Origin of the sequence: Kitasatospora sp. NPDC058063, from assembly GCF_042885395.1 — a bacterium.
In the GTDB taxonomy this organism is placed as follows: Bacteria; Actinomycetota; Actinomycetes; order Streptomycetales; family Streptomycetaceae; genus Kitasatospora; species Kitasatospora lactacystinica.
In genome coordinates this window covers 633,506-656,872 of record NZ_JBHVSD010000002.1, presented here as the reverse complement: position 1 = coordinate 656,872, position 23,367 = coordinate 633,506, and the positions used below count along the sequence as shown (strand labels likewise).

Below are 23,367 nucleotides of genomic sequence, written 5' to 3'. Positions count from 1 at the left end.
GGTGCGCGGCCAGGGCTTTCGCAACGACGGGCACCACTGTGCGCCCCTGTGCGCGCCCTGGCCGTGCCCGGCCGGGTGCGGTGATCGTGGACCGGACGTCCGTCGCCGCGCACGGGGGCGGCGAACAGATGACAGCTCACGGATGACAGATGACAGCCGACAGATTTCATCATCTGTTCGCTGTCAGCTGTCCGCCGACCGCTGTTCGCTGTCCCCTGTTCGCCGCCCCCGGCGCCCACCGCCCCGGGAGGCCGCCGTTGCACGGACCCACCCTGGTCAACTGGCTCCTCGCCCTCCTCGCCACCGGCGCCGGCACGTCCTGCCTGGTCCGGCTGCGCCACTCCCCCTGCGCCCCGGGCAGTGGGCACCGGCCGCTCGCCCGCGAGTCCGACGCCGCCGAGGCCCTGATGGGGTTGGGCATGGCCGCGATGGCCGTCACCGGCGCCACCGTCCCGCCCGCCGTCTGGGCCGGGCTCTTCGGCCTCCCCGCCACCGCCTTCCTGCTCGCCGCCGCCCACGCCCCGGCCGGCCGGGCGCACCGGCTGCACCACGCGGTCGGCGCGCTCGCCATGACGTACATGGCCCTCGCGATGGCGTCCACCTCCGGGCACGGCCACCACCGAGCCGCCGCCCTGGGCCTTCCACTGCTGACCGGGGTGCTCCTCCTCTACTTCGCCGCGTACACCGTCTGGACCGGCAGCCGGCTGCTGCGCACTCCGGCGGGCACCCTCGCGGTCGGCACCGCCGGGCTGCCGCAGGCCTGCCGACTGACCATGGGCATCGGCATGTTCGCCATGCTCCTGACCATGTGACGACCTGCGGGACACCCGCCCGGCACCCCACAGCCTCCGCCCGCCACGCCGAAGCCCCCTGCCCGTGCCCTGCCCCTCCGCACCAAAGCCCGCGCCGCGCCGCGCCGGGCCCGGCGCCCCAAAGCCCCCGCCCGAGCGTGGCGTTGGTCACTGGCCGGTCGAAAGCCGTTCCACCGGACGTCGCCAGCGCATAGGTTGGCAGGGAGCGCGTTGTCGCGTTCCGTGCGTACTCGGGGAGCCCATCGATGCCTGCCCTGATCGGCCTGCTGCTGCTCGGCCTGCTGCTCTCGACCCTCGTGCCCCGGCTGCTGGCCCGGGCCCGCTGGGCGGAGCGCGAACCGGTGCTGGCGCTGCTGGTGTGGCAGTGCCTGGTGGTGGCCGTTCTGCTCTGCTGCGCGCTGGGCCTCCTCCTGGCGGCCTCCGCCGCCCTGCCGGAGCTGCGCTCGCTGCTGTTCGCGGGCGCACCGCACGGTGTGGAGGCGGCGTACGGCCTCCAGGAGGCCGAGGGCTGGGGTCGGCTGTGCGCCGCGGTGCTGGCCGCGGGCGGGGTGCAGACGGTGCTGGCGCTGACCCGGGAGGTTCGTACGGCGAAGGCGCTGCGCAGTCGACGGCACGCCCAACTGACGAACCGGGCACCGGAGTTGCCCGACACCATCGAGACCGCCCGGAGCCGCCGGGAACGGCTGGTGGTCCTGGAGAACGTCCGTCCGGAGGCCTGGTCGCTACCCGGCCCGGACTCCCGGCTGGTGGTCACCACCGGCGCCCTCCAGCAGCTGACCGACCGGGAGCTGGCCGCCGTGCTGAGCCATGAGCGCGGTCACGTCCGGGCCCGGCACCACTGGCTCCAGCAGTTCGCCCAGGCGCTCGCCTCGGGTTTCCCGGGGGTCGGCGTGTTCAGCGCCTTCCGGGACCAGGTGGCGGAGCTGGTCGAACTGGCCGCCGACGACCGGGCCGCCCGTCGGCACGGCCGGCACACCACCGCCCTCGCGCTGGCCGAACTCAACCTGGACCGCGGGGTGTTCGGCTCCTGCCCGCCCGGCCTGGCACAGTCCCCGAAGCGGGTGGACCGACTGCTCGCGGGCCGTCCGCGGCTCTCCGTCCCGCACCGGCTGCGGCTCACCGTCGCGGCGCTCGCCGCGCCCGCCGTGGTCGTACTGCTGGCCGCGGCACCGGGGCTGCACTCCCTGCTGTGAGGTCGACACCGCACCGGCGCGGCGCCTCTGACGGGGCGTCAGTCGGAGGCTGATCCGCCGACCGGGCCGGGACCGTCACCGAGGGCCTGCTCCAGTACCCGGCGGTGGAGCGGCCTGGCCTGCTCGTAGCGCTCCCGGCCGGCCTCGGTGAGGGTGAGCTGGACGCCCCGGCGGTCGCTCTCGCACATCGCCCGGGTGACCAGTCCGGCCTTCTCCAGGCGGGCGATCAGCCGCGAGAGCGCGCTCTGGCTCAGATGGACGGTGTGGGCCAGCTCGCTCACCCGCACCGACTGGCCCCCACCGCCCCCGCAGTTCTCGACGAGACGCTCCAGCACCTCGAACTCGCTCATGCCCAGCCCGTACCGGTCGCCCAGCTCGCGGTCGAGGGCGCAGGCCGCGGCGGCATGCCGGGCCAGCAGTTCGCGCCACTGCGCGACGAGACCGGCCTCCGCCGGGGAGTCGAGTTCAGCCACGCCGCCACCCTAGCACGTGCATCGACAATTAATGCGTTCACATTTAATTCATTTGCATTGAATGCATGTGCATGTACTGTCCTCCCCATGACCACCGCGACCGTCACGTCACCCGACGCCCCGTCAACCAGCGGGCCGCACTGGACCCCCCGCCTCTGGGGCACCCTGATCGTGCTCTGCGCCGCCATGTTCCTGGACGCCCTGGACGTCTCCATGGTGGGCGTCGCCCTTCCGTCCATCGGCTCCGACCTGCACCTGTCCACCTCCACCCTGCAGTGGGTGGTCTCCGGCTACGTACTCGGCTACGGCGGCCTGCTGCTGCTCGGCGGGCGCGCCGCCGACCTGCTCGGCCGCCGCCGGGTGTTCCTGGTCGCCCTGGGCGTCTTCGCCGCCGCATCGCTGGTCGGCGGCCTGGTCGACGACGGCGGCCTGCTGATCGCGGCCCGCTTCCTCAAGGGCGTCAGCGCCGCCTTCACCGCCCCGGCCGGCCTGTCGATCATCACCACGACCTTCGCGGAGGGCCCCGCCCGCAACCGCGCGCTGTCGATCTACACCACCTGCGGCGCCAGCGGCTTCTCGCTCGGCCTGGTGCTCAGCGGCCTGCTCACCTCGGTCGGCTGGCGCTGGACCTTCCTGATGCCCGTCCCGGTCGCGCTGCTCGCGCTGCTCTTCGCCGTCCGGCTGCTTCCCCGCCCGGTCGAGGAGCGCACCCAGGGCGGCTACGACGTCCTCGGCGCGATCACCGGCACGGCGACCGTCATGCTGCTGGTCTTCACCGTGACCGAGGCCCAGGGTGCCGGCTGGCTGAGCCCGCGCACCCTCGGCTCGCTGCTGGTCGTCGCCGTGCTGGCCGCCGCTTTCCTGCGGGTGGAGAGCCGCACCGCGCACCCGCTGGTACGGCTCGGCATCTTCCGCAACGGCTCGGTCGCCCGCGCGAACGTGGTCGCCTTCGCGATGACCGGCGCGTACGGCGGGTTCCAGTTCGTGGTCACCCTCTACCTCCAGCACCTGCTCGGCTGGTCGGCCCTGGAGATGGCGCTCGGACTGCTGCCCGCCGCGGCCCTCATCGCGCTCTCGGCGCCGTTCATGGGCCCGATCGTGGACCGCTTCGGCACCGGGCGACTGCTGCCGATCGGCCTGGCCTCACTGGTCGCCGCTTTCGCCCTGTTCCTGCGGCTGGACGAGCACAGCTCGTACCCGGGCCTGGTGCTGCCCTCGATGCTGCTGCTCGGTGTGGGCTTCGCGTTCGCCTTCCCCTCGGTGAACATCGCCGCCACCGACGGCGTGAGCGACGAGGAGCAGGGCCTGGCCTCGGGACTGGTGAACACCGCGATCCAGGTCGGCACCGCGGTGGTCCTCGCCGGGGCGACCGCGATGATCACGGCCGGCAGCGCGGGCGGCGACAGCCCGCAGGCCCAGCTGGACGGCTACCGGCCGGCGCTGCTGTTCGTCACGGTGGTCGCGGTGGTCGGCCTGGTGGTCGCGACGGCGGGCGCCCTGGTGGACCGGCGTCGCAAGGCGGTTCCCGCACCCGTGCCGGATCGTGACGAGCCGCCGGTCGGGTCGACCGCGGCCCGGGCCGACGTCCTGGCCGGGCGCTGACCCCCGGACCCCCGTGACCGGACCCCGCCCGTAACCGGACCCCCCGTGACCGGCCTACGCGCCGTCGGGCCATGGCGCCGGCTCCACCAAACCCCCGTGTCGGTGGAGCCGGCCGTCTTCGTGGCGGCCGCCCGGGCAGTGCCCGCCGGGGCACGGTACCCCCGGTGCGGCTGTCGGCTCCACAAGTATATTGGCCCGGAGCCAACGAACGTTCGGAGCAGACACGATGGCACCTCGCGGGGATTCGGTCAATGAGGAGATGCGGCAACGCTCCCGCCGGCGGATCATGCGGGCCACCGTCGAGCTGGTCGACCAGTGCGGTTACGCGGGCACCACGCTCACGGACATCGCCGAGCGGGCCGGTCTCGCCCGCGGACTGCTCTCGTACTACTTCGACGGCAAACGGCTGCTCATGCAGTCCGCGACGCACCGGATGATGCACCAGTCACTGGCCGCCACGCTGGCGGAACTGGCCCCCGGGTCCTCCCCCGACGCGCGGCTGGCCGGGGCGATCGACACCGTGCTCGGCCTGGCGATGGACCACCCCCGGGTGATGCGCTCGCACCTGGCGCTGATCCTCGACCCGGACAACGGCGCCTTCGTCCAGGACCCGGAGCAGCAGCAGCTCGGCGCCATCCTCCAGGGACTGCTGCGGGACTGGGGCGCGCCCGACCCGGTCGCCGAGCACGCGGTACTGCGCAGCGCGCTGATGGGCGGCTGCATCGGGGTGCTGCTGCCGGGCGCCGAGAGCCCGCTGGCGCTGATCCGCGCAGACCTCTTCGGCCGCTACGGCCTGGCCTGGGAACTGGGCCGCCCGCCGCAGCAGTCCCCGCCGGAACGCGAACGGCCGCCGGCCCGCGGCTGACGGCGGGTGGGCGGCCTGGTGACCGGCTGCCGGGGGGCCTCGCGAGGGAGGGAGCTCACAGGCCCCGGACGGCAGCGGCTCAGCGTTCCTTCAGGATCGAGGCGAGCAGGTCCACCGTGCGTTCCGGCGTGAGGCTGTCCACGCAGAGCCGCTCCATGACCTGGATGTAGGCGTCGACGTCGTCGCGCTTGTCCAGGTAGAGCGCGCTGGTGAGCTGCTCCAGGTAGACCACGTCCGCGAGGTCCTGCTCCGGGAAGCGCAGGATCGTGAACGCCCCGGACTCGCCCGCGTGCGCGCCGAACCGGAACGGCATGACCTGGATCACCACATTGGCCTGCTCGGCGACGTCGATCAGGTACTGCACCTGACCGCGCATCACCTTGGGCCCGCCGACCGGCCGGCGCAGCGCCGCCTCGTCGATGACGGCCCACAGGCGCGGACTGGCGCCCTCGGCCAGCAGCTTCTGGCGGCGCAGCCGCAGGCTGACCCGCCGCTCGACCTCCTCCTCGCTGATGACCGGCCGACTCTGTCCGAAAACCGCCCGTGCGTACTCCTCGGACTGGAGCAGCCCGGGGATGAACTGCACCTCGTAGGTGCGGATCAGCTGGGCGGCCTCCTCCAGGCCGACGTAGGTCTGGAACCAGCCCGGCAGCACGTCGTTGAAGCTGTGCCACCAGCCGGACTTGTTGGCCTCGCGGACGAGGCCGAGCAGGGCTTCCCGCTCGATGCCGTCGTCCACGCCGTACAGACTGAGCAGGTCGGCGACGTCGCGCTCCTTGAAGCTGACGCGGCCGAGTTCCATGCGGCTGATCTTGGACTCGGAGGCCCGGATCGCGTAGCCCGCGTCCTCGCGGGTGATGCCGCGCGCCTCACGCAGGCGGCGCAGCTGCGAGCCGAGGAGGATCCGGCGGACCATCGAGCCGCCGCCCGGCTGAACTGTGGTCATGCGGTCGAAACCTCCACCTAGGGCAAACAGCGCACAGTCTGCCATCAGTTGAGCGCTCACGGTGCCGATACTGACGGATGTTCCTATCAGTTCCGCACTCCACACACCAGGATGCACGTGCATCCGGCGCTTGCATATGCCAATAGTGCGACTGCACGTGAATCGACTCTTGCATCTGCAGTGAGCGCACACCACCATGGTGCACGTGCACCTGCACATCCCTGGCAATCCCGCGGGCTCCGTGTCGACCCCACGCGCGACTCCGTGCACCGACCCGACGACGTCCCCCGCGTCATCGGGCGTTCGAGTGCGCGTGCGCCTGGTCGAGGGGGCGGCCGAGCGGCCGAGCGAGTCGGAGGTGACCGGCATGACCCCGGCGGGTCCAGCCGTGTCCGCCCCCTTATGGGAGGAGCTCTTCATGAGCACCGGTACGGCTTTGGCGGTTGACCCCCTTGTGGTCACCTGTACGCTCGCTCCTCGCTTCGAAGCCGTCAGAACCGCGCGCGACTTCGCTCGGAGCACGCTCCAGCACTGGGGCCTGACGGAGCTGTTCGACGACGTCGCGCTGGTGGCCTCGGAACTCGTGACCAACGCGCTCCGGCATGCGATCGGCGCACGGCCCGACCCGTCGGGCGGCACCCAGGGCGAGTACGACTTTCCCATACAGCCGACCCCGGAGGGCCGGCTCCCGATCCGAATAAGCCTGGTGCACCGCGCACCCCAGGTGGTCTGCGCGGTGAGCGATCCGAGCAGCATCGGCCCGATCGCACGGGAGGCCGACTTCGTCGCCGAATCCGGCCGCGGGCTGCACCTGGTGGAGTCGTTCAGTCGCTCCTGGGGCTGGCACCCGCTGGGCAGCGGCAAGGTGGTCTGGGCGATGTTCGAGGCGGAGACGATCGTCGGCTCCCCGCTGGACGGGCACCCCGGACTCGGCGGCCGCTCACCGCTCGACGGCCCCGTCGAGATCGGCGGACGGCATCGGCGCTCGGCCTAGGACGGGCCGTGCGCCCCGAACGGGCCCCCCGACCCGAGCGGGCCGCGCGCCCAGGGCGGACCCTGCGCCGGGCGGCGCACGGCCGGTCGACGGAAGTCCCGGGAGGACCACACCCCGGGCCCTTCCACCCGGCACCGCCGAGGACTTCCGGTCCGGTGCGGACGCCTCCGGGGCGGAGACCGCCGGCGAGGAGGTCCCCGGAGGAGACAAAGACAAAGGCCGTCGTGGTGTCGGCACCCACGACGGCCCCCCGATGATGGAGCACGGCGGTCGGTCAGACCGCCAGGTGGTCGAACTCCCCGTCCTTGGCCCCCAGCAGCAGGGCGGCGATCTCGGCCCGGGTGTAGATGAGGGCCGGGCCGTCCGGGAACCGCGAGTTGCGCATCGCCACATCGCCGCCGGGCAGGGCCGCGAACTCGACGCAGTTGCCCTGGGAGTTGCTGTGCCGGCTCTTCTGCCAGACCACCCCCTGGAGATCGGCGGCGGCCATCCCGTTGTAGGTGTCGTACGAGCCGTGCGTGTCCTGCGAGTCGTGCATAGAAATCTCCCGAAGAGCTTCCGGAGTTGTCGTCCAGCGCGGCGCCCCCGGCACCGTCGAAACGAACGGACCGGCCCCGTACCGGTCCGGCACAACGCCTCACTTGACGCGATGATAGCTGCAGTGCACGTGCATCAGCACGGGACGTTGCAGGTGCACGTGGCCTTTTGCCCGCAGCCGCGAACTCTTCACGGACCCTTCTCCTGACGGTACGTAAACGGACATAGCCGATGAATCGTCGGGCGCGCGATAACCGGCCGTGAGCGCCTCCCCGCTGAATGTTGATCTTCGAATGCCGGGAGTCGCACCCCCGTGACCCTCCGTCAAACCATCCTCATGCTGTGAGACATCTCACGCGCCCCAGGTGCAACGTCGGCCCCCTCGGGTCACGTCGAGGCAACCACCGGCGGTCGCGCGGGGATTGGGAGCGGAATGTCCGGATTGTAGGCAAAGCGCCCGGACCGGCGCCGGAGACGCACCGGGCTCCGGACCGCTGCCGCGTGAAACCCACGCGGCAGCCGACTGCAAGCCGGACGGGCAGATGTCCTACGATCTCCGGCATGAGCACCGCAGCCATCCCGGGCGCGCCACTGCCCGTCCGTACTCCAGGCTCCCGTGCGCGGGGGCGCCACCGTCGTCCCGAGCGCCCCGAGATCCCGGCCGGCGCCCCGGCCCTGGTGCTCGCCGTGCCCGCGACCGCCGGGCCCGAGTCCCGCTCGGTCGTCGAGGAGTTGCTCTCGATCGTCCGCACCGAGCAGAACGGCGTCCGGACCGCGGTCGGCTACCTGCCCGGCAACGGCGGCGAGGGCGCGGGCGGCGAGGACCGCACCGTGGCCGAGCTGCTGGCCATGGCGGCCGAGGCCGGGCTGCCCACGCCCGTCCTGGTGCCGCTGGTGCCCGGCCCGCACACCTTCCTGACCGAGCTTCACGCGCTCGCCGCCGAGTACGGCGCGCCCGTCACCGACCCGCTGGGCCCGCACCCGCTGCTGGCCGAGGCCGTGCACGTCCGGCTGTCCGAGGCCGGGCTGGCCCGGGCCGACCGCGCCCGGCTGTTCGCCATCGCGACCGCCGCGGACGGCGTGGTGCTGACCACCGTCGGCGGCGAGGACGCGGCCGCGGCGGCCGGTATCACCGGCGTGCTGCTGGCCGCCCGACTGGCCGTGCCGGTCGTCGCCGCCGCGCTCGACGTGCCCGGCTCGGTGGCCGCGGCCGTCAACCACCTCAGGGACACCGGCTCGCAGCGCCCGGCGCTGGCCCCGCTGGTGATCGGCCCGGAGGCGGACTCCGAACTGCTCGCCACCGCCGCCGAGGAGACCGGCTGCCCGTCGGCCGCGCCGCTGGGCTCGTACCCGTCGGTCGGCCAGCTGATCGCCTCCACCTACCTGGCGGCGCTGCCCGCGCCGTCCCCGGAGGACCTGGCACGGGCCGAGGCGGCGGCCGCGGCCGCCGCCGAGGCCGAGGGGGCCCTGGAGGGCGTCCGCGGCGCTCACGCGGCCTCCCAGGAGCCCGCAGGGCGGTAGTCGACGCCGCGCGCCGGTTCGCGCGCACCGAAGGGCCCGGAACGGCATGCGTTCCGGGCCCTTCGGTTTTGCTCCGCCCGCCCACGGCCGTCCCGCGGAAGTCGGACGGCAATGAAGTGGAATGTCCGTTCTGGCCTATTTGAAAGGAAATAGGAAACGCGGTCGCGGGCGCTCGCATCACTGCCGCCACAGCATCCGCCGGGGCGCTCCGGCCCGCGATTCGACGCACCGTCACACCACTTCTGAAGCGCTGCCAGTTGTGGGCTTCCGCAACAGGGTTGCCTGAAAACGATCATTTACGATCATGAAGAGCGGCAATTTTGGCAGTTCCCACTAAACCGTGATGCGCATCACAGCCGTTTGCAGTTTGAACTTAAGTCTGATTAACGTGCTCCCCGTTCGTGACCACACGAACCCGGTTCATCCGCGACGCCGAGTCCTGCCGTCGGATGTCCTGGCAGCGCGAAATCGCACCACGGCAGGAGCGGGGGACCCACAGGTAAGTCGCCCCGGACCGATCTCCGGAACGGTCCAGGGCTAGGGGTGAAGCCGCGCCCACAGCGCGGCCGGGCAACTCCAGCCCGAATCCGACAGCTCACCTCGCAGGCGTGGGAGAGGACCGCGTCTTCATGCTGCCCACCAACGGCACTCGTCTGTCCAGCCGCACCCGTCGCGTGATCGCCGCCCTGGGCGTCGCGGGCGTCGGCCTCACCGTCCCCTGCATCGCCTCCGGCACCGCCTCCGCCGCCACCGTCGCCACCTGGGACAAGGTCGCCCAGTGCGAGAGCGGCGGCAACTGGAGCATCAACACGGGCAACGGCTTCTACGGCGGCCTCCAGTTCACCTCCAGCACCTGGTCCGCCTTCGGCGGCAGCGCCTTCGCGGCGCGCGCCGACCTGGCCACCAAGGACCAGCAGATCGCCGTCGCCGAGAAGGTCCTCGCCTCGCAGGGCCCCGGCGCCTGGCCCGTGTGCTCGGTCCAGGCCGGCCTCACCAAGGGCGGCGCCGCGGCCGCCGTCGACACCTCGGCGGGCTCCACCGCCGGCTCGACCGCCGCCAAGCCCGCGCAGCCCGCCCAGAGCGCCAAGCCGGCCGCCCCGGCCGCCAAGCCCGCTCCGCAGACCCAGGCCCCGGCCGCCAAGCCCGCCGCGCCCGCCCAGGACGGCACGCAGGCCGGCACCGACTCCGCCGCCTCCGGAAACCGGAGCGACTGGGTCCAGAAGCGCCAGCAGCAGGCCCAGAACGGCGACTACACCGTGGTCGAGGGCGACTGGCTGTCCGCGATCGCCGACCAGCACAAGGTGCAGGGCGGCTGGCAGCGGCTGTACGAGCTCAACCGCGGCACCCTGACCGAGGGTCCGGACAGCATCTACCCGGGCCAGCAGCTGTCCTTCGGCGGCAACGGCCAGGCCCAGGCCGGCCAGTCCGCCACCGGCAAGTCCGGCTCGGACTTCACCTGGTTCGACCGCTCGCAGAAGTCCGGCCAGTCCGCGAACGGCGGTGCCGTGAACGCCCAGCCGACCACGCAGGCCCAGACCCCGGCCGCCAAGCCGTCCACCAAGCCGGCCGCCAAGCCCGCTCCGCAGACCCAGGCTCCGGCCCAGACCCAGACTCCGGCCGCCACCGGCAGCATGGCCGCCGCGGTCTCCTTCGCCGAGTCGAAGGTCGGTCAGGCGTACGTCTACGGCGGCACCGGCAACGGTGGCTGGGACTGCTCCGGCCTGACCCAGGCCGCGCTGCGCGCCGCGGGCGTCTCCGTCCCGCGCATCGCCGCCGACCAGGCCGCCGCCAGCACCCACGTCTCGCTGGACAGCCTCCAGCCGGGCGACCTGCTGTTCTGGTCCAACAACGGCAAGGACTCCGGCGTCTACCACGTCGCGATCTACGTCGGCAACGGCAAGTACGTCGAGGCCGCCAACCCGAGTTCGGGCGTCCGCGAGCAGAGCATCGCCAACTGGGCCCCGGACTTCGCCGGCCGGGTCTGAGAACGGCGAACAGCCGACGGATGACGGACGACGGATAACAGCTGACGGATAACAGATAACAGATTTCATCATCTGTCAGCTGTCGTCCGAACGCTGACCGCCCACGCCCCCGGGGAGAGTCTGGTCGCTCCTCCCCGGGGGTTCCGGCATGCCTCCGGCCGTACCTCGTGGCGAATCCCTGCGGCGAAGCCCCGTGCTGAATCCCCATGGCGAATCCCCATGGTGATTCCCCGCCCCAACGGGCATGCTGCTGCTCTGCACCCGAGGAGGAGTCACATGGCCCAGGTCACCGTCACCCTCGACGCGAACCTCGCGATCGACGCGATGTTGCTCTCCGGCACCAAGAACCCGCAGGACGCCGTCGAACTGGTCCTGCGCGACTACCTGGCCCGCGGCCGCCGTACCGAGACCCGTACCGGCGAGGCGGCCGACGGGCACCGACCGACCGTCGACCGCCCCACCACCCAGGAGGGCTGACCGCCCGACGGCCCGGGGCGGCCGACCGCACGCACGCCGAAGGGCCCCGGAGAGCAACCGCCCTCCGGGGCCCTTCCGTCGGCCGTGACGGCCGGGGTTCAGCGCGCGCAGGCCCCGGTGGACCCGCGCATCACCAGCTCCGGCTGGAACATGAACTCGCCGCGCTGGGCCGCGTTTCCGCCGACCTCCTCCAGCAGCGCGTCCACCGCCGCCGTGGCCATCGCCTCGACCGGCTGGCGGATCGTGGTCAACGGCGGCTCGGTGAAGGCGATCAGCGGCGAGTCGTCGAAGCCGACCACCGACACGTCCTGCGGCACCGACAGCCCGCGCTGCCGCACCGCCCGGATCGCCCCGAGCGCCATCATGTCGCTCCCGCAGACGATCGCCGTGCAGCCCTTGTCGAGCAGCGCGCCGGCCGCCGCGTGCCCGCCCTCCACGCTGAACAGCGTGTGGTGGACGAGGTCGTCGGCCTCCTCCCGGGAGAGTCCGAGCACCTCGCGCAGCGCGGCCGTGAAGCCCTCGATCTTGCGCAGCACCGGCACGTACCGGCGCTGACCGACGGCCAGCCCGATCCGCTCGTGCCCGAGTTCGGCCAGGTGCTGGACGGCCATCCACATCGCGGCCCGGTCGTCCGGCGAGATGAACGGCGCGTCGATCTTCTCGCTGTAGCCGTTGATCAGCACGAACGGCACCCCGCGCCCGGCCAGCCGGGCGTAGCGGTCGTGGTCGGCGGTGGTGTCGGCGTGCAGCCCGGAGACGAAGACGATGCCCGCCACGCCCCGGTCCACCAGCATCTCCACCAGTTCGTCCTCGGTGGACCCGCCCGGGGTCTGGGTGCACAGCACCGGCGTGTAGCCGTGCCGGCTGAGCACCTGCTCGATCACCTGGGCCAGCGCGGGGAAGATCGGGTTGCTCAGCTCGGGCGTGATCAGACCGATCAGCCCGGCGCTGCGCTGGCGGAGACGGGTCGGCCGCTCGTACCCGAGCACGTCGAGCGCCGCCAGCACGGTCTGCCGGGTGGCGGCGGAAACGTTCGCCTTGCCGTTGAGCACGCGGGAGACGGTGGCTTCGCTGACCCCCGCCTGCGCCGCGATGTCTGAGAGTCGCGCCGTAGTCACGGTCCCAGAGCCTATTCCAACCACGTCAGACCGCCCACCAGCCGGTGCTGTCCGGAGCGAGCACCGTCTCGCCGCCGTCCACCACGAGGTCGGCCGAGCCCAGCAGCAGCGTGCCCGGGGCGGCGATCCGCACCGGTTCGCCGGTGGTGTTCACGGTGCAGACGAAGGCGCCGCGACGGAACGCCAGGGTGCCCTCGGGGCTCTCCAGCCACTCGACCCCGGTGCCGGCGCCGAGGTCGGGCTGCGCCCGGCGGACGGCCAGCGCGCTGCGGTAGAGCTCCAGGGTGGAGGTCGGGTCGCCGGTCTGCGCCTCGACGCTCAGCCCGGCCCACTCGGCCGGCTGGGGCAGCCAGGACGGCCCGCCGGCCACCGGCCCGAAGCCGTACGGGGCCTCGGTGCCGGACCACGGGATCGGGACGCGGCAGCCGTCGCGGTAGCCGTCCTGGCCGGCCTGGCGGAAGAAGGACGGGTCCTGGCGGACCTCGTCGGGCAGGTCGGTGACGTCCGGCAGGCCGAGCTCCTCGCCCTGGTAGACGTAGGCCGAGCCGGGCAGCGCGAGCATCAGCAGGGTGGCGGCGCGGGCGCGGCGCAGGCCGAGCTCGCGGTCGCCGGGGGTGCGGATCTGGGTACCGAGGCCGGGCTCGTTGGCGAACCGGGTGGCGTGCCGGGTGACGTCGTGGTTGGAGAGCACCCAGGTGGTGGGGGCGTCGACCGGGCGCATCGAGTCGAGCGAGAGGTCGATCACCTCGCGCAGCGCGGTGGCGTCCCAACCGGTGCCCAGGTACTGGAAGTTGAAGGCCTGGTGCAGCTCGTCGGGGCGGACGTAGTTGGCGGTGCGCTGGACGGTCGGGGTCCACGCCTCGGCGACGCCGATCCGCTGCCCCGGGTACTCGTCGAGGATCTTGCGCCAGCTGCGGTAGATCTCGTGCACGCCGTCCTGGTCGAAGAACGGCATGACGTCGTTGCCGAGCAGCTTGAGCTGGTCGGCGCCGCCGAGGTCGGGCAGGCCGGGGGCCTTGACCAGGCCGTGGGCGACGTCGATGCGGAAGCCGTCCACGCCCATGTCGAGCCAGAAGCGCAGGATCGAGCGGAACTCGTCGGCGACGGCCGGGTTCTCCCAGTTGAAGTCGGGCTGCTCCGGGGCGAACAGGTGCAGGTACCAGTCGCCGGGGGTGCCGTCCGGGTTCTCGCTGCGGGTCCAGGCCGGGCCGCCGAAGATGGACTCCCAGTCGTTGGGCGGCAGTTCGCCCTGCTCGCCCTTGCCGGGGCGGAAGTGGTAGCGCTCGCGCAGCGGGGAGCCGGGGCCCTCGCGCAGGGCGCGCTGGAACCACTCGTGCTGGTCCGAGGAGTGGTTGGGGACGAGGTCGACGATGATCCGCAGTCCCAGGTCGTGGGCGTCCCGGATCAGGGCGTCGGCGTCCAGCAGGGTGCCGAACATCGGGTCCACCGCGCGGTAGTCGGCCACGTCGTAGCCGGCGTCCGCCTGCGGCGAGGCGTAGAACGGCGAGAGCCAGACCGCGTCCACGCCGAGGTCGCGCAGGTAGGGCAGGCGGCTGCGGATGCCGGGCAGGTCACCCATGCCGTCGCCGTTGGAGTCGGCGAAGCTGCGCGGGTACACCTGGTAGATGACCGCGTCCCGCCACCAGCCTCTGGACGCGCTGACGTTCGCCTCGTGAGCGGTGTCGGCGGCAGGCCGGGAGGTGTCGGCCAGGTTCTGGGTCATGGACGGTATCCCTTGGGGACTAGAGGAGCGGAAGGCGCTGGGACGTGGAGGCGCGCGACGAGGTGCGGTCCTGTGACGACGTGCGGTCTTGCGACGGCGTGCGGTCCTGTGACGACGTGGTGGCGCGTGACGACGTGGCGGCCCGTTACGACTTGGAGGCACCGGCGGTCAGGCCGGTGACCAGGTGGCGCTGCACCAGGTAGAAGAAGGCCGCGGACGGGATCGCGATCAGCACGGCGGTCGCGGCCATCAGGTTCCACTGGGCGTCGTGCTCGCTGACGAAGGTCTGGAGGCCCACGGCCAACGTGTACTTGTCGGAGCTGAGCATGAACGTGGAGGCGAACGGCACCTCGGCCCAGTAGGTGAGGAAGGAGTAGAAGGCGGCCACCGCCAGGCCCGGGCGGGCGAGCGGCAGCACCAGCCGCCAGAAGGTGCCGAACGGGCTGAGCCCGTCGACCCGGCCGGCCTCGTCGATCTCCACCGGGATGGTGTCGAAGTAGCCCTTCAGCAGCCAGGCGCAGTACGGCACCGTGGTGGTCGAGTAGACCAGGATCAGGCCGGTGTAGCTGTCCAGCAGGCCGAGTTCGGAGAGCATCGTGTACATCGGCACGATCAGCACCGCGATCGGGAACATCTGGGTGACCAGCAGCGACCACATCAGCGGCTTGTGTCCGGGGAACTTCATCCGGGAGACGGCGTAGCCGGTGGTGGCGGCGAGCATCACGCCGAACACGGTGGTGACGCCGGAGACCAGCAGGGCGTTGCCGAACCAGGTGAAGAAGTCGGTGTCGGACAGCACGTGCTGGTAGTTCGACAGCGTCAGCTTGCCGAGGATCTGGCCGGGGTGGAGGTAGTCGGTCTTGTCCGGGCCGAGCGAGACGAACAGGATCCACGCGACCGGGAAGAGCGCGATCAGGCCGGCCAGGATCAGGGTGCCGTGGGACAGCGCCCGGGCCATCGGGCTGCGCTCGCCGCGGCGGCGGACCTTGGCGGGCCGGGCGGCCGGGGCCGCGGCCGCCGGGCGGGCCGGGAGTTCGGTGGTGGTGCTCATCGGGGTTACCTGCCTTCGTGGGTCAACTGGGTCCGGGGCCTCAGCCGTTGGCCTGCTCGTTGCGGGCGAGCCAGCGCCGGTAGAAGGCGGTGAAGACGATCAGGATGGACAACAGGATCACGCCGTAGGCGGCGGACTGCGCGTAGTCCCGGGGGATCTGGCCGAAGCCGAGCCGGTACGCCCAGGTGACCAGCAGCTGGGCGTCGGGGGCGCCGGTGCCGAACAGCAGGAAGATCACGTTGAACTGGTTGAACGTCCAGATCACGCCGAGCAGCACGACCGTGGAGGAGACGGAACGCAGCCCCGGCAGGGTGACGTACCGGAAGCGCTGCCAGGCGGTGGCGCCGTCCATCTCCGCGGCCTCGTACAGCTCGGCCGGGATCGACTGGAGGCCGCCGAGCAGCGAGATCATCATGAACGGCACACCGGCCCAGGTGTTCACCATGATCGCGGCCGCCTTCTGCGCCCACGGGTCGGTGAGCCAGCCCGGCTCGGGCAGGTGCAGGAAGGAGAGGATGTTGTTGACGACGCCGCCGTCGGCGAGCATCAGGCGCCAGGAGAAGACGGTGACGAAGGTCGGTACGGCCCAGGGCAGGATGAGCAGCATCCGGTAGGCGGCGCGGCCGCGCAGCTTCTGGTTGAGCAGCAGGGCCAGGCCGAGGCCGAGGGTGTAGTGCAGGAAGACGCAGACGGCCGTCCAGGCGATGGTCCAGACGAAGTGCGACCAGAAGCGGTCGTACGAGCCGGGGCCCCACAGGATGTCGGCGTAGTTGTGGAAGCCGACGAACTCGTAGCTCGCCGGGATCTCGTTGACGCCGATCTTGCGGGCGACGTTGAGGCTGTTGGCGTCGGTGAGGGTGAGCCAGATGCCCTCGGCGAGCGGGTAGAGCACCAGCGCACCGAGCACCAGTACGACCGGGGCGATCATCGCGTAGGCGTACCAGTGCTTGGCGTAGGAGCGCTTGACGCGTTCCAGCAGGCCCGGACGCTGCTCGCGTTCCCGGTTGCCCTTGCCGGTGGCGCCCTGCACGGCGACTGACATCGTTTGCACCTTCTCGGGGGGAATTCTCGGGGGGAGCCGACGGCCCGGTCCGCAGTGGACGACGGGTGCCGCGGGGCGGGTGGCGACGGGCCGCGGACAGCGAACGGATGACAGCTGACAGATGATGAAATCTGTTATCCGTCATTCGTTCGCCGTCGCACGGTCACCGCCACCCGCCCGCTGTCATCCGTCGACCGGCGGGCCGGGCACAGGGACTACTTGGCGAAGCCCGGCAGGAGCTTGGCGTAGTCGGTGGAGACGGTGTTCAGCGCGTCCTGGGTGCTGGTGCCCTGGACGGCCTTGCCCAGGTTGGTGCCCAGCGAGGCGAACAGCGAGCTGTACTCGGGCAGCTCGGGGCGCGGCTTGGCGCTGCTCAGCACGGCCTGGAAGCCGGCGATGCCCGGGTCGGCCTTGACGTCCGCGGTGAAGGCGTCGGAGCGGGTGGGCAGGGTGGAGTTCTTCTGCGCGATGAACGCCTGGCTCTCGGCCGAGGTCATGAAGGCGGCGAACTTCTCCGCGGCGGCCTTGTGGGCCTTGTCGGCGCCCGCGTAGACCGAGATGTTGTGGCCGCCGGTGGGAGCGCCGCCCTTGCCGCCGGAGCCACCGGGGACGGCGGCGATGCCGAGGTTGTTCTTGTCCGCGAAGGCCGAACCCTTGTAGATGTTGGTGATCTCCCAGGGGCCCTGGACGATCGCCGCGACCTTACCGCTGTTGAAGGCGTCCATCATGTGCGCGTAGGCGTCGGTGGTGACGTCGGCCTTGACGGTGCCCGGCGCGGTGAACATCGACTTGTAGGTCTCGACGGCCTTGACGGCCTCCGGCGAGGCGACGGTGATCTTCTTGCCCGCGGCGTCGACGGTGTCGGTGCCCTCGCCGAACAGGAACGGCATCGCGTAGTAGCCGTCGGCGGCCTTCAGCCAGAAGCCGTCCACGCCGGCCTTCTCCTTGACGGCGGCGGCGTCGGTCTTCAGCTCGTCCCAGGTCTTCGGCGCCTCGGTGATGCCGGCCTTGGTGAACAGCTCCTTGTTGTAGAGCAGGCCGAGGGTGTCGGTCACCAGCGGCACGCCGTACAGCTTGCCCTCGTACTTGGCCTGCTGGATCAGGCTCGGCTGGAAGGCGGAGGTGTCCGCGGCGGCCGGGGTGCCGTCCAGCGGCTCCAGGTAGCCGGCCTTGGCGAAGGCGGCGGTCCAGCCGACCTCGGAGCGGAACACGTCCGGAGCACCCTTGGCCCCCATCGCGGTCTGGAGCTTGTTCTGCGCCTGGTCGAACGGCACGTTGACGAAGTCGACCTTGACGTTCGGGTTCGCAGCCTCGAACTTCTTGACGAGCTCCTGGTAGTTCGGCGCCTCGTTGGTGGCGTTCGAGGTGTCCCAGTACGTGAGGGTGACCGGCCCGTCGGCCTTGCCGTCGGAGCTGGAGCCGCTGCTGCTACAGGCAGCCATCGAGACCGCGAGGGCCACAACGAGGGCAGAGGCCGCGATGCCACGCCGCATGAGAACTCCTTGGGAGGGTGGGGGTGCCCGAGATGTTCGGAGACAGGCGCATAATGGCTGCCTCGTACCGACCGCACCGTTGCTGCCGTCGGGCTCGGGAAGGAAGTTAACAGCGGTGCAAGATCGACGGAAAGTCCTTGCAGCAAGTTTCTGCAAGAAACCGCGATCGTTACGCCCGCGTGTCCTGGACGTTGCCGCTCGGTAGTTGACGGACGCACCGATTGCCCGAGTTCGCCCGATTCGCCCCTCCGCCGACTGGCCGACGGCACCACCGTGCGTGGCCGAAAGCCGCCTGCAGCAGACTGGACGCATGCGAATCAGAGCCGTCACCAGGGACGAACTTCCACTGCTCGCCGAACTGGAGCGGGCCGCCGGCGCACCGTTCGCCGCGATCGGCATGCCGGAGATCGCCGAGGACGAACCCCCGGCACCGGAGGAGCTGGCGCACTACCTGGAGCAGGGCACCGCCCTGGTCGCCGAGGCCCCCGACGGGACCGTCGCCGGCTACCTGCTCGCCGAGCCGGTGGACGGCGCGCTGCACATCGAACAGGTCTCCGTGCACCCCGACCACGCCCGCCGCGGCATCGGCCGGGCACTGATCGAGCACCTCGCCGAGACCACCGACGCCCCCGCGCTCACCCTCACCACCTTCGCCGAGGTCCCCTGGAACGCCCCCTACTACGCCCGCTGCGGTTTCCGCCCGCTGGCCGGGGAGGAACTCACCCCCGGTCTGCGCGAGATCCGCCGCAAGGAGGCCGAACACGGTCTGGACCGCTGGCCCCGGCTCTGCATGCGCCGGGACCTCGCGAAGCCATAGCACGCCGGGGCGCCGCCGGCCGGAGCGCCGCCCGCTAGTTGGTCCCCAGCCGGAGCACGGTCGTCGAGCGGAACTCCTCCCCCGGCCGCAGCTCCGTGCTGGGGAACGCCGGGTGGTGCGGGGAGTCCGGGAAGTGCTGGGTCTCCAGCGCGATCCCGGCGAACGGCCCGTACGGGACGCCGCGCGCGCCGGTGACCGCGCCCTGGAACTTGTTCGCCGTGTAGACCTGGATGCCCGGCTCGGTGGTCAGCACCTCCAGGGTGCGGCCGCTGACCGGGTCCTCCAGCAGCGCGGCCCGCGCCGGGCTGCCGTCCTCCGGCCGGGCGCGCAGCACCCAGTTGTGGTCGTAGCCGCCGGGCCCGGTCAGCTGGGGGTGCTCGTCGTGCACCGACTTGCCGATCGGCGTGGCCACCGTGAAGTCGAAGGGCGTGCCGGCCACCGGCTCGGTCCGACCGTACGGGATCTGCCGCTCGTCGGCGGGGGTGTACGCGTCGGCGTCCAGGGTGAGCAGGTGTCCGAGGACGTCGCCGCTGCCTTCACCCGAGAGGTTGAAGTACGCGTGGTTGGTGAGGTTGACGACGGTCGGCTTGCTGGTGACGGCGCGGTAGGCGATCACCAGCTCGCCGGAGGCGTCCAAGGTGTAGGTGACGGTGACGTCCAGCGCGCCCGGGAAGCCCTGGTCCCCGTCCGGGCTGTGCAGCGCCAGCCGCACGCCGCCGTCGACCGGCTCGGCCTCCCACATCCGGTGCGCGAAGCCGTCCGGCCCGCCGTGGAGGGTCATGCCGCCACCGGTGGGGGCGAGCTGGTGCTCCTCGCCGTCGACGGTGACCGACGAGCCGTCGATCCGGTTGGCGTACCGGCCCACCACCGTGCCGTAGTGCCGGGCCGGGCCGAGGATCTCGGACAACCGGTCGGTGGCCAGCAGCAGTTGGGCGGAGCGGCCGGAGCGGTCCGGTGCGCTCAGAGTGTGCAGGGTCGCGCCGAGGGTGAGCACGCTCGCCTCGTACGGGCCAGCCGTGAGCGTCCAGCGCTCGATCGCGGCTCCCGCACCCGAGGGCTCCAGGGGTTCCTGCCGCACGCTGGTGGCCTCGCTCGCCATGGGCCTGCTCCTCACTCGCGGCCGGGTCGCACCGCGGCCGCCCGGTTCCGGGTCCGTCGAGGGGTCGCCGCGGCAGCCCCGTGTCCGTCAGCCTAGCGACGGCGGCGGCCGAGGGGGCGCTTCCGCGAGCCCACGCGCCGCCTCCCGCGCCGCCGTCCACCATCTGGCGCCCCCTACGACCGCCGGGCGCCCACCCGCGCACCGGGCTCCGGGCACGACCGCCGGGCGCCCGCCACGAACCGGGCGCCCCACCCGTGCACCGTGCACCGGCCACGACTACCGGGGCGCCCCGACCGCCCCCGGGGGCCGCTCCTAGCCGTCCAGCTCCTCCAGCCGGCCCGCGTCCCGCTGCTGCTGCGGCAGACCGAGCGCCGAGGCCAGGCCGTCCGGCCCGCTGCCCGCCTTGCGGTAGACCGCCGCCAGCCGACGGTTGACCAGTCCGAGCGGCACCCCGAGCTCGTCGGCGATCCGCTGCGGCGGCACGCCCTGCACGGCCCGCTTGGCGACCTCCCACTCGGCGCTGCTGAGCGTCTCCAGGGTGTCCCGGAAGTCGCGCAGCCCCAGCCGGTTGGGCCGCAGGCCGTAGTTGGCCAGCTCCCGCCGGGCCCGGTCGACCAGCCCCTCCGCGGAACAGTGCTGGGCCAGTTCGATGCCCTGGTACAGGTACTCCTGGGCGTCCTCCAGCCGACCGACCCGGCGCAGCGCGGCGCCGAGGTCGACCAGGGCGACGGCGTGCTCGTAGCCGGCCGGGGACTGCCCGAGGTACGCCACGGCGTCCTCCAGCAGTTCGACCGCCGCCTGGCCGTCCTCGATCCGGGCCTGCAGGCGCAGCGCGCTGCCGATCGCCGAGGCGGTGCCGAAGTTGCGTGCGTCCCGGACCGCCCGCTGGGCGTAGTCGCGGGCACGCTCGGGCTCGTCGTCCGCGATCGCGATGGCGAGGTGGCCGGCCCAGGGCGCCCAGACGGTGTTGTGCCAGCCGCGGACCTCCAGTTGGGCGCCCGCCTCGGTGAGCGCGGCGGCCGCGCCCGCGTACTTCTCCTTGGCGACCAGCAGCTTGCCGTACAGCGAGGCCGCGTCCGGCAGCACCATGGCCGTCGCGTGGTACGGCGGGTGGAAGCCGAACTCGTTGGCCAGCTTCCAGGCCTCGTCGACCCGGCCGCGGGCGATCAGGGTGTCGACGAGCACGCCGATCGCGTCCCACGCCAGCGGCAGCTTCTCCCCGATCCGCTCGGAGATGCGGTACGCCCGGCGCAGGAAGTCCTCGGCCTCGGCGAGCAGGCCGCGGCGGAACCGGGCCAGGCCCATCAGGAAGTAGGCGAAGCCCCGGTGGGCGCCGCTCCACCCGGCGATCTCGAACTGGATGATGGCGTCCGCGGCCAGCCGTTCGGCCTGGGCGATGCGGTCGTTGTAGATGTACGTCAGGCCGAGCATCGAGGGCAGTTCGAAGCCCCAGGTGGTGTCGGTCCAGCCGAGGCCCTTGGGCAGCCGGCCGCCGTCGAGGACCTCGTCGGCGAGCGCGAGCGCATCGGCGGAGGCGGCGCCGCGCAGGGTGAGGTCCCAGGCGCGCATGGCGAGCACGGCCCGGTCGGCCGCCTCCCGCCCGCTCAGGCCCCGGCACATCTCGCCGAGCCGGGCGGAACGGCCCGGGCCGTCCTCCTCGGACTTGCGGAAGGCGTGCCACATGAACGAGGCGGCCTGGAGCCGCTGGCGCCCGGCCGGTTCGGTGGTCCTCAGTGCTTCTTCCTGGCAGACCAGGGCCGCCTGGCCCAGTTCACCGGCGTGGGCGAGCACCTCGGAGAGCCGGAAGGTGGCGTCCACGCGCAGGGCGGGGCGCAGCGGCACCTCGTCGGGGTCGAGGGCCAGCTTGAGCTGGTTGACGGTGGCGACGGGGTCGGTGAGCAGCGCGGAGCACCCGAGTTCGTAGAGCACCTCGGCCTTGATCTCGTCGGCGGGCGGCTCGTTGAGCGCGCGGTGCAGACAGCGCTGGGCCGCCTCGGGGGCACCGATCAGCTGGTGTTCGACGGCGGCGCGGCGCAGCTTCTTGACGATCCGGTCATCGCCCTCGCCGGAGTGGGTCTCGACCAGGTGGCGGGAGGCGGCGAGCAGGCCGAGTCCGGCGTTCTCGATCTCGGCGGCGGCGATGCCGTGCATGCCGAGGCGGGTGGCGTCCGGCATGGTGTTGTAGATGGAGCTGGCGATCAGCGGGTGCACGAACTCCAGGTTCCCGTTGGGGGTCTGGGTCAGCACGCGCTGCTTGCGCAGCCGCTTGATGGACTCGCGGGCGCCCTCGGTGCTCTGGGTGGAGATCCGGGTGGCGAGGTCGACCCGGATGTCGGTGCCCAGCATCGCGCAGGCCCAGGCGAACCGCAGGGTGCTGGCGCCGAGCCGGTCCAGCCAGCTCTTGAGGGTCATCCCGGCGGCGTCGACGGCGAGTTCGCGCAGCTGCCGGGAGTTCTCCTCGACCGGTTCGAGTTCCTGCTCGCGCACCTGGTCGAGCAGGGCGTTGGCCTCGAACGGGTTGCCGTTGACGACGTTCCAGAACTCGTAGCAGAAGGCGTCCTCGGCCCTGTCGCCGAGTTCGGCGCGGATCATGTCGGTGACGGAGCTGAGGGTGAGCCGGTTGAGCTCGTGCTTGCGGCCCTTGAGGAGGAGGACGTCCCGCCGGTAGTCCTGGGTCTCGATGGGCCAGTCGTTCTCGTCCTCCCGGAAGGCGAAGACGAGCAGTACGGGAAGTTCACTCGATCGGATGGCGAACTTGGTCAGCCAGGAGAGTGACTCGCCGTCCGCCCAGTGCAGGTCGTCGACGATCATCACCATCGGCGCGCGGCGAGGTGCGAGCTGGGTGAGGACGTAGTCGAGGCCGTCGCGCACGCCCTGCGGGTCGAGGCGGCGGGCGCCGGCCTTGGGCTGCTTGAGGCCCATGGCCGGTCCGACGACCTCTTCCCAGGTGCCCATGACCTGGCTGAACACCTCGGGCTTCAGGTCGGTGAGCACGGGCTGGAGCAGCTGGCGCAGGACGTGGTACGGCTCCTTGAACTGCCGTTCACCGCCTCGGGCGAACAGCACGGTGGCGCCGTCGCGGAGCTTGGCGAGCCGCCTGACCTCGTGCAGCAGGCTGGTCTTGCCGATGCCGGGGCGGCCCGAGAAGGTGAGCAGGTCGCCGATCTCGGTGCCGCCGGCGGCGAAGCCGCGGCAGAGCCGGTCGACGGCGGCCTCCACCGAGCGCAGTTCGGCGTCGCGGTCGCGCAACCGGACTCGGGGCGCGATGCCGTCGCCGTCGTGGGCGGAACCACCGCCCGCCCGAAGTGCGTTCTCCTGCTCGGTCACCGTCGTGCCTCCGCCTCGCCCGCTGCGTCACAGCTCCATCACTGCGTGGAGCCGAGGTTAGCGCCGTGCGGACCTCCCCGTGGGGCATTCGTGCAGGCTGGGGCGGACGGTGAGGGTTTGGGGGCCCTGTCAAGGGCAATTGCCCTACATCCCTAACATCCCATCATTGCATCAGATACCCTACGGCCTTCGAGGCGCGGATGATCTTGCGAAGCCCACCCTCACCGTCCGCGCCCCGTCGCGCCAACTCCCCCCACCATCACCGCTCGAACAAAAAGCGCCCCCACCCTCC

General features: G+C 72.0%; 19 protein-coding genes and 1 riboswitch. Of the genes, 9 read left to right on the top strand and 10 right to left on the bottom strand.

Annotation, left to right across the window (positions count from 1 at the left end):
- The first annotated feature begins 257 nt into the window (after positions 1–257).
- Both ACFVUY_RS06565 and ACFVUY_RS06560 read left to right on the top strand, forming a co-directional pair.
- A complete protein-coding gene (locus ACFVUY_RS06565) occupies positions 258–812 on the top strand; it encodes a DUF5134 domain-containing protein (RefSeq protein ID WP_387727769.1) in 555 nt (184 codons plus the stop codon).
- Positions 813–1,057: 245 nt separating this feature from the next.
- Positions 1,058–2,005: a M56 family metallopeptidase gene (locus ACFVUY_RS06560; RefSeq protein WP_387727767.1), complete on the top strand. Its 948-nt coding sequence runs from the start codon at positions 1,058–1,060 to the stop codon at positions 2,003–2,005.
- Positions 2,006–2,043: 38 nt separating this feature from the next.
- Here the strand turns inward: ACFVUY_RS06560 and ACFVUY_RS06555 are convergent, their stop codons facing one another.
- The gene (locus tag ACFVUY_RS06555) at positions 2,044–2,478 is read right to left on the bottom strand and encodes a MarR family winged helix-turn-helix transcriptional regulator (protein ID WP_387727765.1); all 435 of its coding nucleotides are present in this window, start codon (positions 2,476–2,478) and stop codon (positions 2,044–2,046) included.
- A gap of 87 nt (positions 2,479–2,565) precedes the next feature.
- Between ACFVUY_RS06555 and ACFVUY_RS06550 the strand changes: the two genes are divergently transcribed.
- Together ACFVUY_RS06550 and ACFVUY_RS06545 are read left to right on the top strand one after the other, a co-directional pair.
- On the top strand, positions 2,566–4,080 hold the full coding sequence (locus ACFVUY_RS06550) for an MFS transporter (protein WP_387727763.1): 1,515 nt from the start codon (positions 2,566–2,568) through the stop codon (positions 4,078–4,080).
- Positions 4,081–4,339: 259 nt separating this feature from the next.
- Positions 4,340–4,945, top strand: a complete 606-nt coding sequence (locus ACFVUY_RS06545) for a TetR/AcrR family transcriptional regulator (RefSeq protein ID WP_387685312.1) — start codon at positions 4,340–4,342, stop codon at positions 4,943–4,945.
- Between the two features lie 79 nt (positions 4,946–5,024).
- On the opposite strand, the gene ACFVUY_RS06540 is transcribed toward ACFVUY_RS06545, so the two are convergent.
- Positions 5,025–5,891 (bottom strand): helix-turn-helix domain-containing protein, encoded by an 867-nt coding sequence (locus tag ACFVUY_RS06540; protein ID WP_387685310.1) that lies wholly within the window; start codon positions 5,889–5,891, stop codon positions 5,025–5,027.
- Positions 5,892–6,309: 418 nt separating this feature from the next.
- Here ACFVUY_RS06540 and ACFVUY_RS06535 point away from each other — a divergent pair, with 418 nt between their 5' ends.
- Entirely contained in the window at positions 6,310–6,885 is a 576-nt protein-coding gene (locus ACFVUY_RS06535; protein ID WP_387685308.1) for an ATP-binding protein, read from the top strand.
- Between the two features lie 274 nt (positions 6,886–7,159).
- Here ACFVUY_RS06535 and ACFVUY_RS06530 read toward each other — a convergent pair whose 3' ends face one another.
- Positions 7,160–7,423 carry a DUF397 domain-containing protein gene (locus ACFVUY_RS06530; RefSeq protein ID WP_097235176.1) on the bottom strand — a complete coding sequence of 88 codons (264 nt, stop codon included), beginning with the start codon at positions 7,421–7,423 and terminating at the stop codon, positions 7,160–7,162.
- A gap of 560 nt (positions 7,424–7,983) precedes the next feature.
- Between ACFVUY_RS06530 and ACFVUY_RS06525 the strand changes: the two genes are divergently transcribed.
- The 3 genes from ACFVUY_RS06525 to ACFVUY_RS06515 all read left to right on the top strand — a co-directional run bounded on the left by ACFVUY_RS06525 (position 7,984) and on the right by ACFVUY_RS06515 (position 11,405).
- A complete protein-coding gene (locus tag ACFVUY_RS06525; protein WP_387727761.1) occupies positions 7,984–8,943 on the top strand; it encodes a hypothetical protein in 960 nt (319 codons plus the stop codon).
- 451 nt (positions 8,944–9,394) lie between these two features.
- A riboswitch (cyclic di-AMP (ydaO/yuaA leader) is annotated at positions 9,395–9,565 on the top strand.
- On the top strand, positions 9,552–10,928 hold the full coding sequence (locus ACFVUY_RS06520; protein WP_387727759.1) for a transglycosylase family protein: 1,377 nt from the start codon (positions 9,552–9,554) through the stop codon (positions 10,926–10,928). (Overlaps the previous riboswitch by 14 nt.)
- Before the next feature lie 276 nt (positions 10,929–11,204).
- Complete coding sequence (locus ACFVUY_RS06515) at positions 11,205–11,405, top strand: hypothetical protein (RefSeq protein ID WP_387727757.1); 201 nt, start codon at positions 11,205–11,207, stop codon at positions 11,403–11,405.
- A gap of 98 nt (positions 11,406–11,503) precedes the next feature.
- Here the strand turns inward: ACFVUY_RS06515 and ACFVUY_RS06510 are convergent, their stop codons facing one another.
- The 5 genes from ACFVUY_RS06510 to ACFVUY_RS06490 form a co-directional block, all read right to left on the bottom strand.
- Positions 11,504–12,523 carry a LacI family DNA-binding transcriptional regulator gene (locus ACFVUY_RS06510; RefSeq protein WP_359911712.1) on the bottom strand — a complete coding sequence of 340 codons (1,020 nt, stop codon included), beginning with the start codon at positions 12,521–12,523 and terminating at the stop codon, positions 11,504–11,506.
- Between the two features lie 25 nt (positions 12,524–12,548).
- A complete protein-coding gene (locus tag ACFVUY_RS06505) occupies positions 12,549–14,246 on the bottom strand; it encodes a glycoside hydrolase family 13 protein (protein WP_359911709.1) in 1,698 nt (565 codons plus the stop codon).
- Positions 14,247–14,391: 145 nt separating this feature from the next.
- Positions 14,392–15,297: a sugar ABC transporter permease gene (locus ACFVUY_RS06500; RefSeq protein ID WP_387685299.1), complete on the bottom strand. Its 906-nt coding sequence runs from the start codon at positions 15,295–15,297 to the stop codon at positions 14,392–14,394.
- A gap of 40 nt (positions 15,298–15,337) precedes the next feature.
- Positions 15,338–16,339: a carbohydrate ABC transporter permease gene (locus ACFVUY_RS06495; protein ID WP_387685296.1), complete on the bottom strand. Its 1,002-nt coding sequence runs from the start codon at positions 16,337–16,339 to the stop codon at positions 15,338–15,340.
- A gap of 215 nt (positions 16,340–16,554) precedes the next feature.
- Entirely contained in the window at positions 16,555–17,832 is a 1,278-nt protein-coding gene (locus ACFVUY_RS06490) for an extracellular solute-binding protein (protein WP_359911700.1), read from the bottom strand.
- 310 nt (positions 17,833–18,142) lie between these two features.
- Between ACFVUY_RS06490 and ACFVUY_RS06485 the strand changes: the two genes are divergently transcribed.
- A complete protein-coding gene (locus tag ACFVUY_RS06485) occupies positions 18,143–18,649 on the top strand; it encodes a GNAT family N-acetyltransferase (RefSeq protein ID WP_387685292.1) in 507 nt (168 codons plus the stop codon).
- Between the two features lie 34 nt (positions 18,650–18,683).
- Here ACFVUY_RS06485 and ACFVUY_RS06480 read toward each other — a convergent pair whose 3' ends face one another.
- Complete coding sequence (locus ACFVUY_RS06480) at positions 18,684–19,748, bottom strand: aldose epimerase family protein (protein WP_387727755.1); 1,065 nt, start codon at positions 19,746–19,748, stop codon at positions 18,684–18,686.
- Between the two features lie 312 nt (positions 19,749–20,060).
- Positions 20,061–23,075 (bottom strand): ATP-binding protein, encoded by a 3,015-nt coding sequence (locus ACFVUY_RS06475; protein WP_387727753.1) that lies wholly within the window; start codon positions 23,073–23,075, stop codon positions 20,061–20,063.
- Positions 23,076–23,367: the final 292 nt, after the last annotated feature.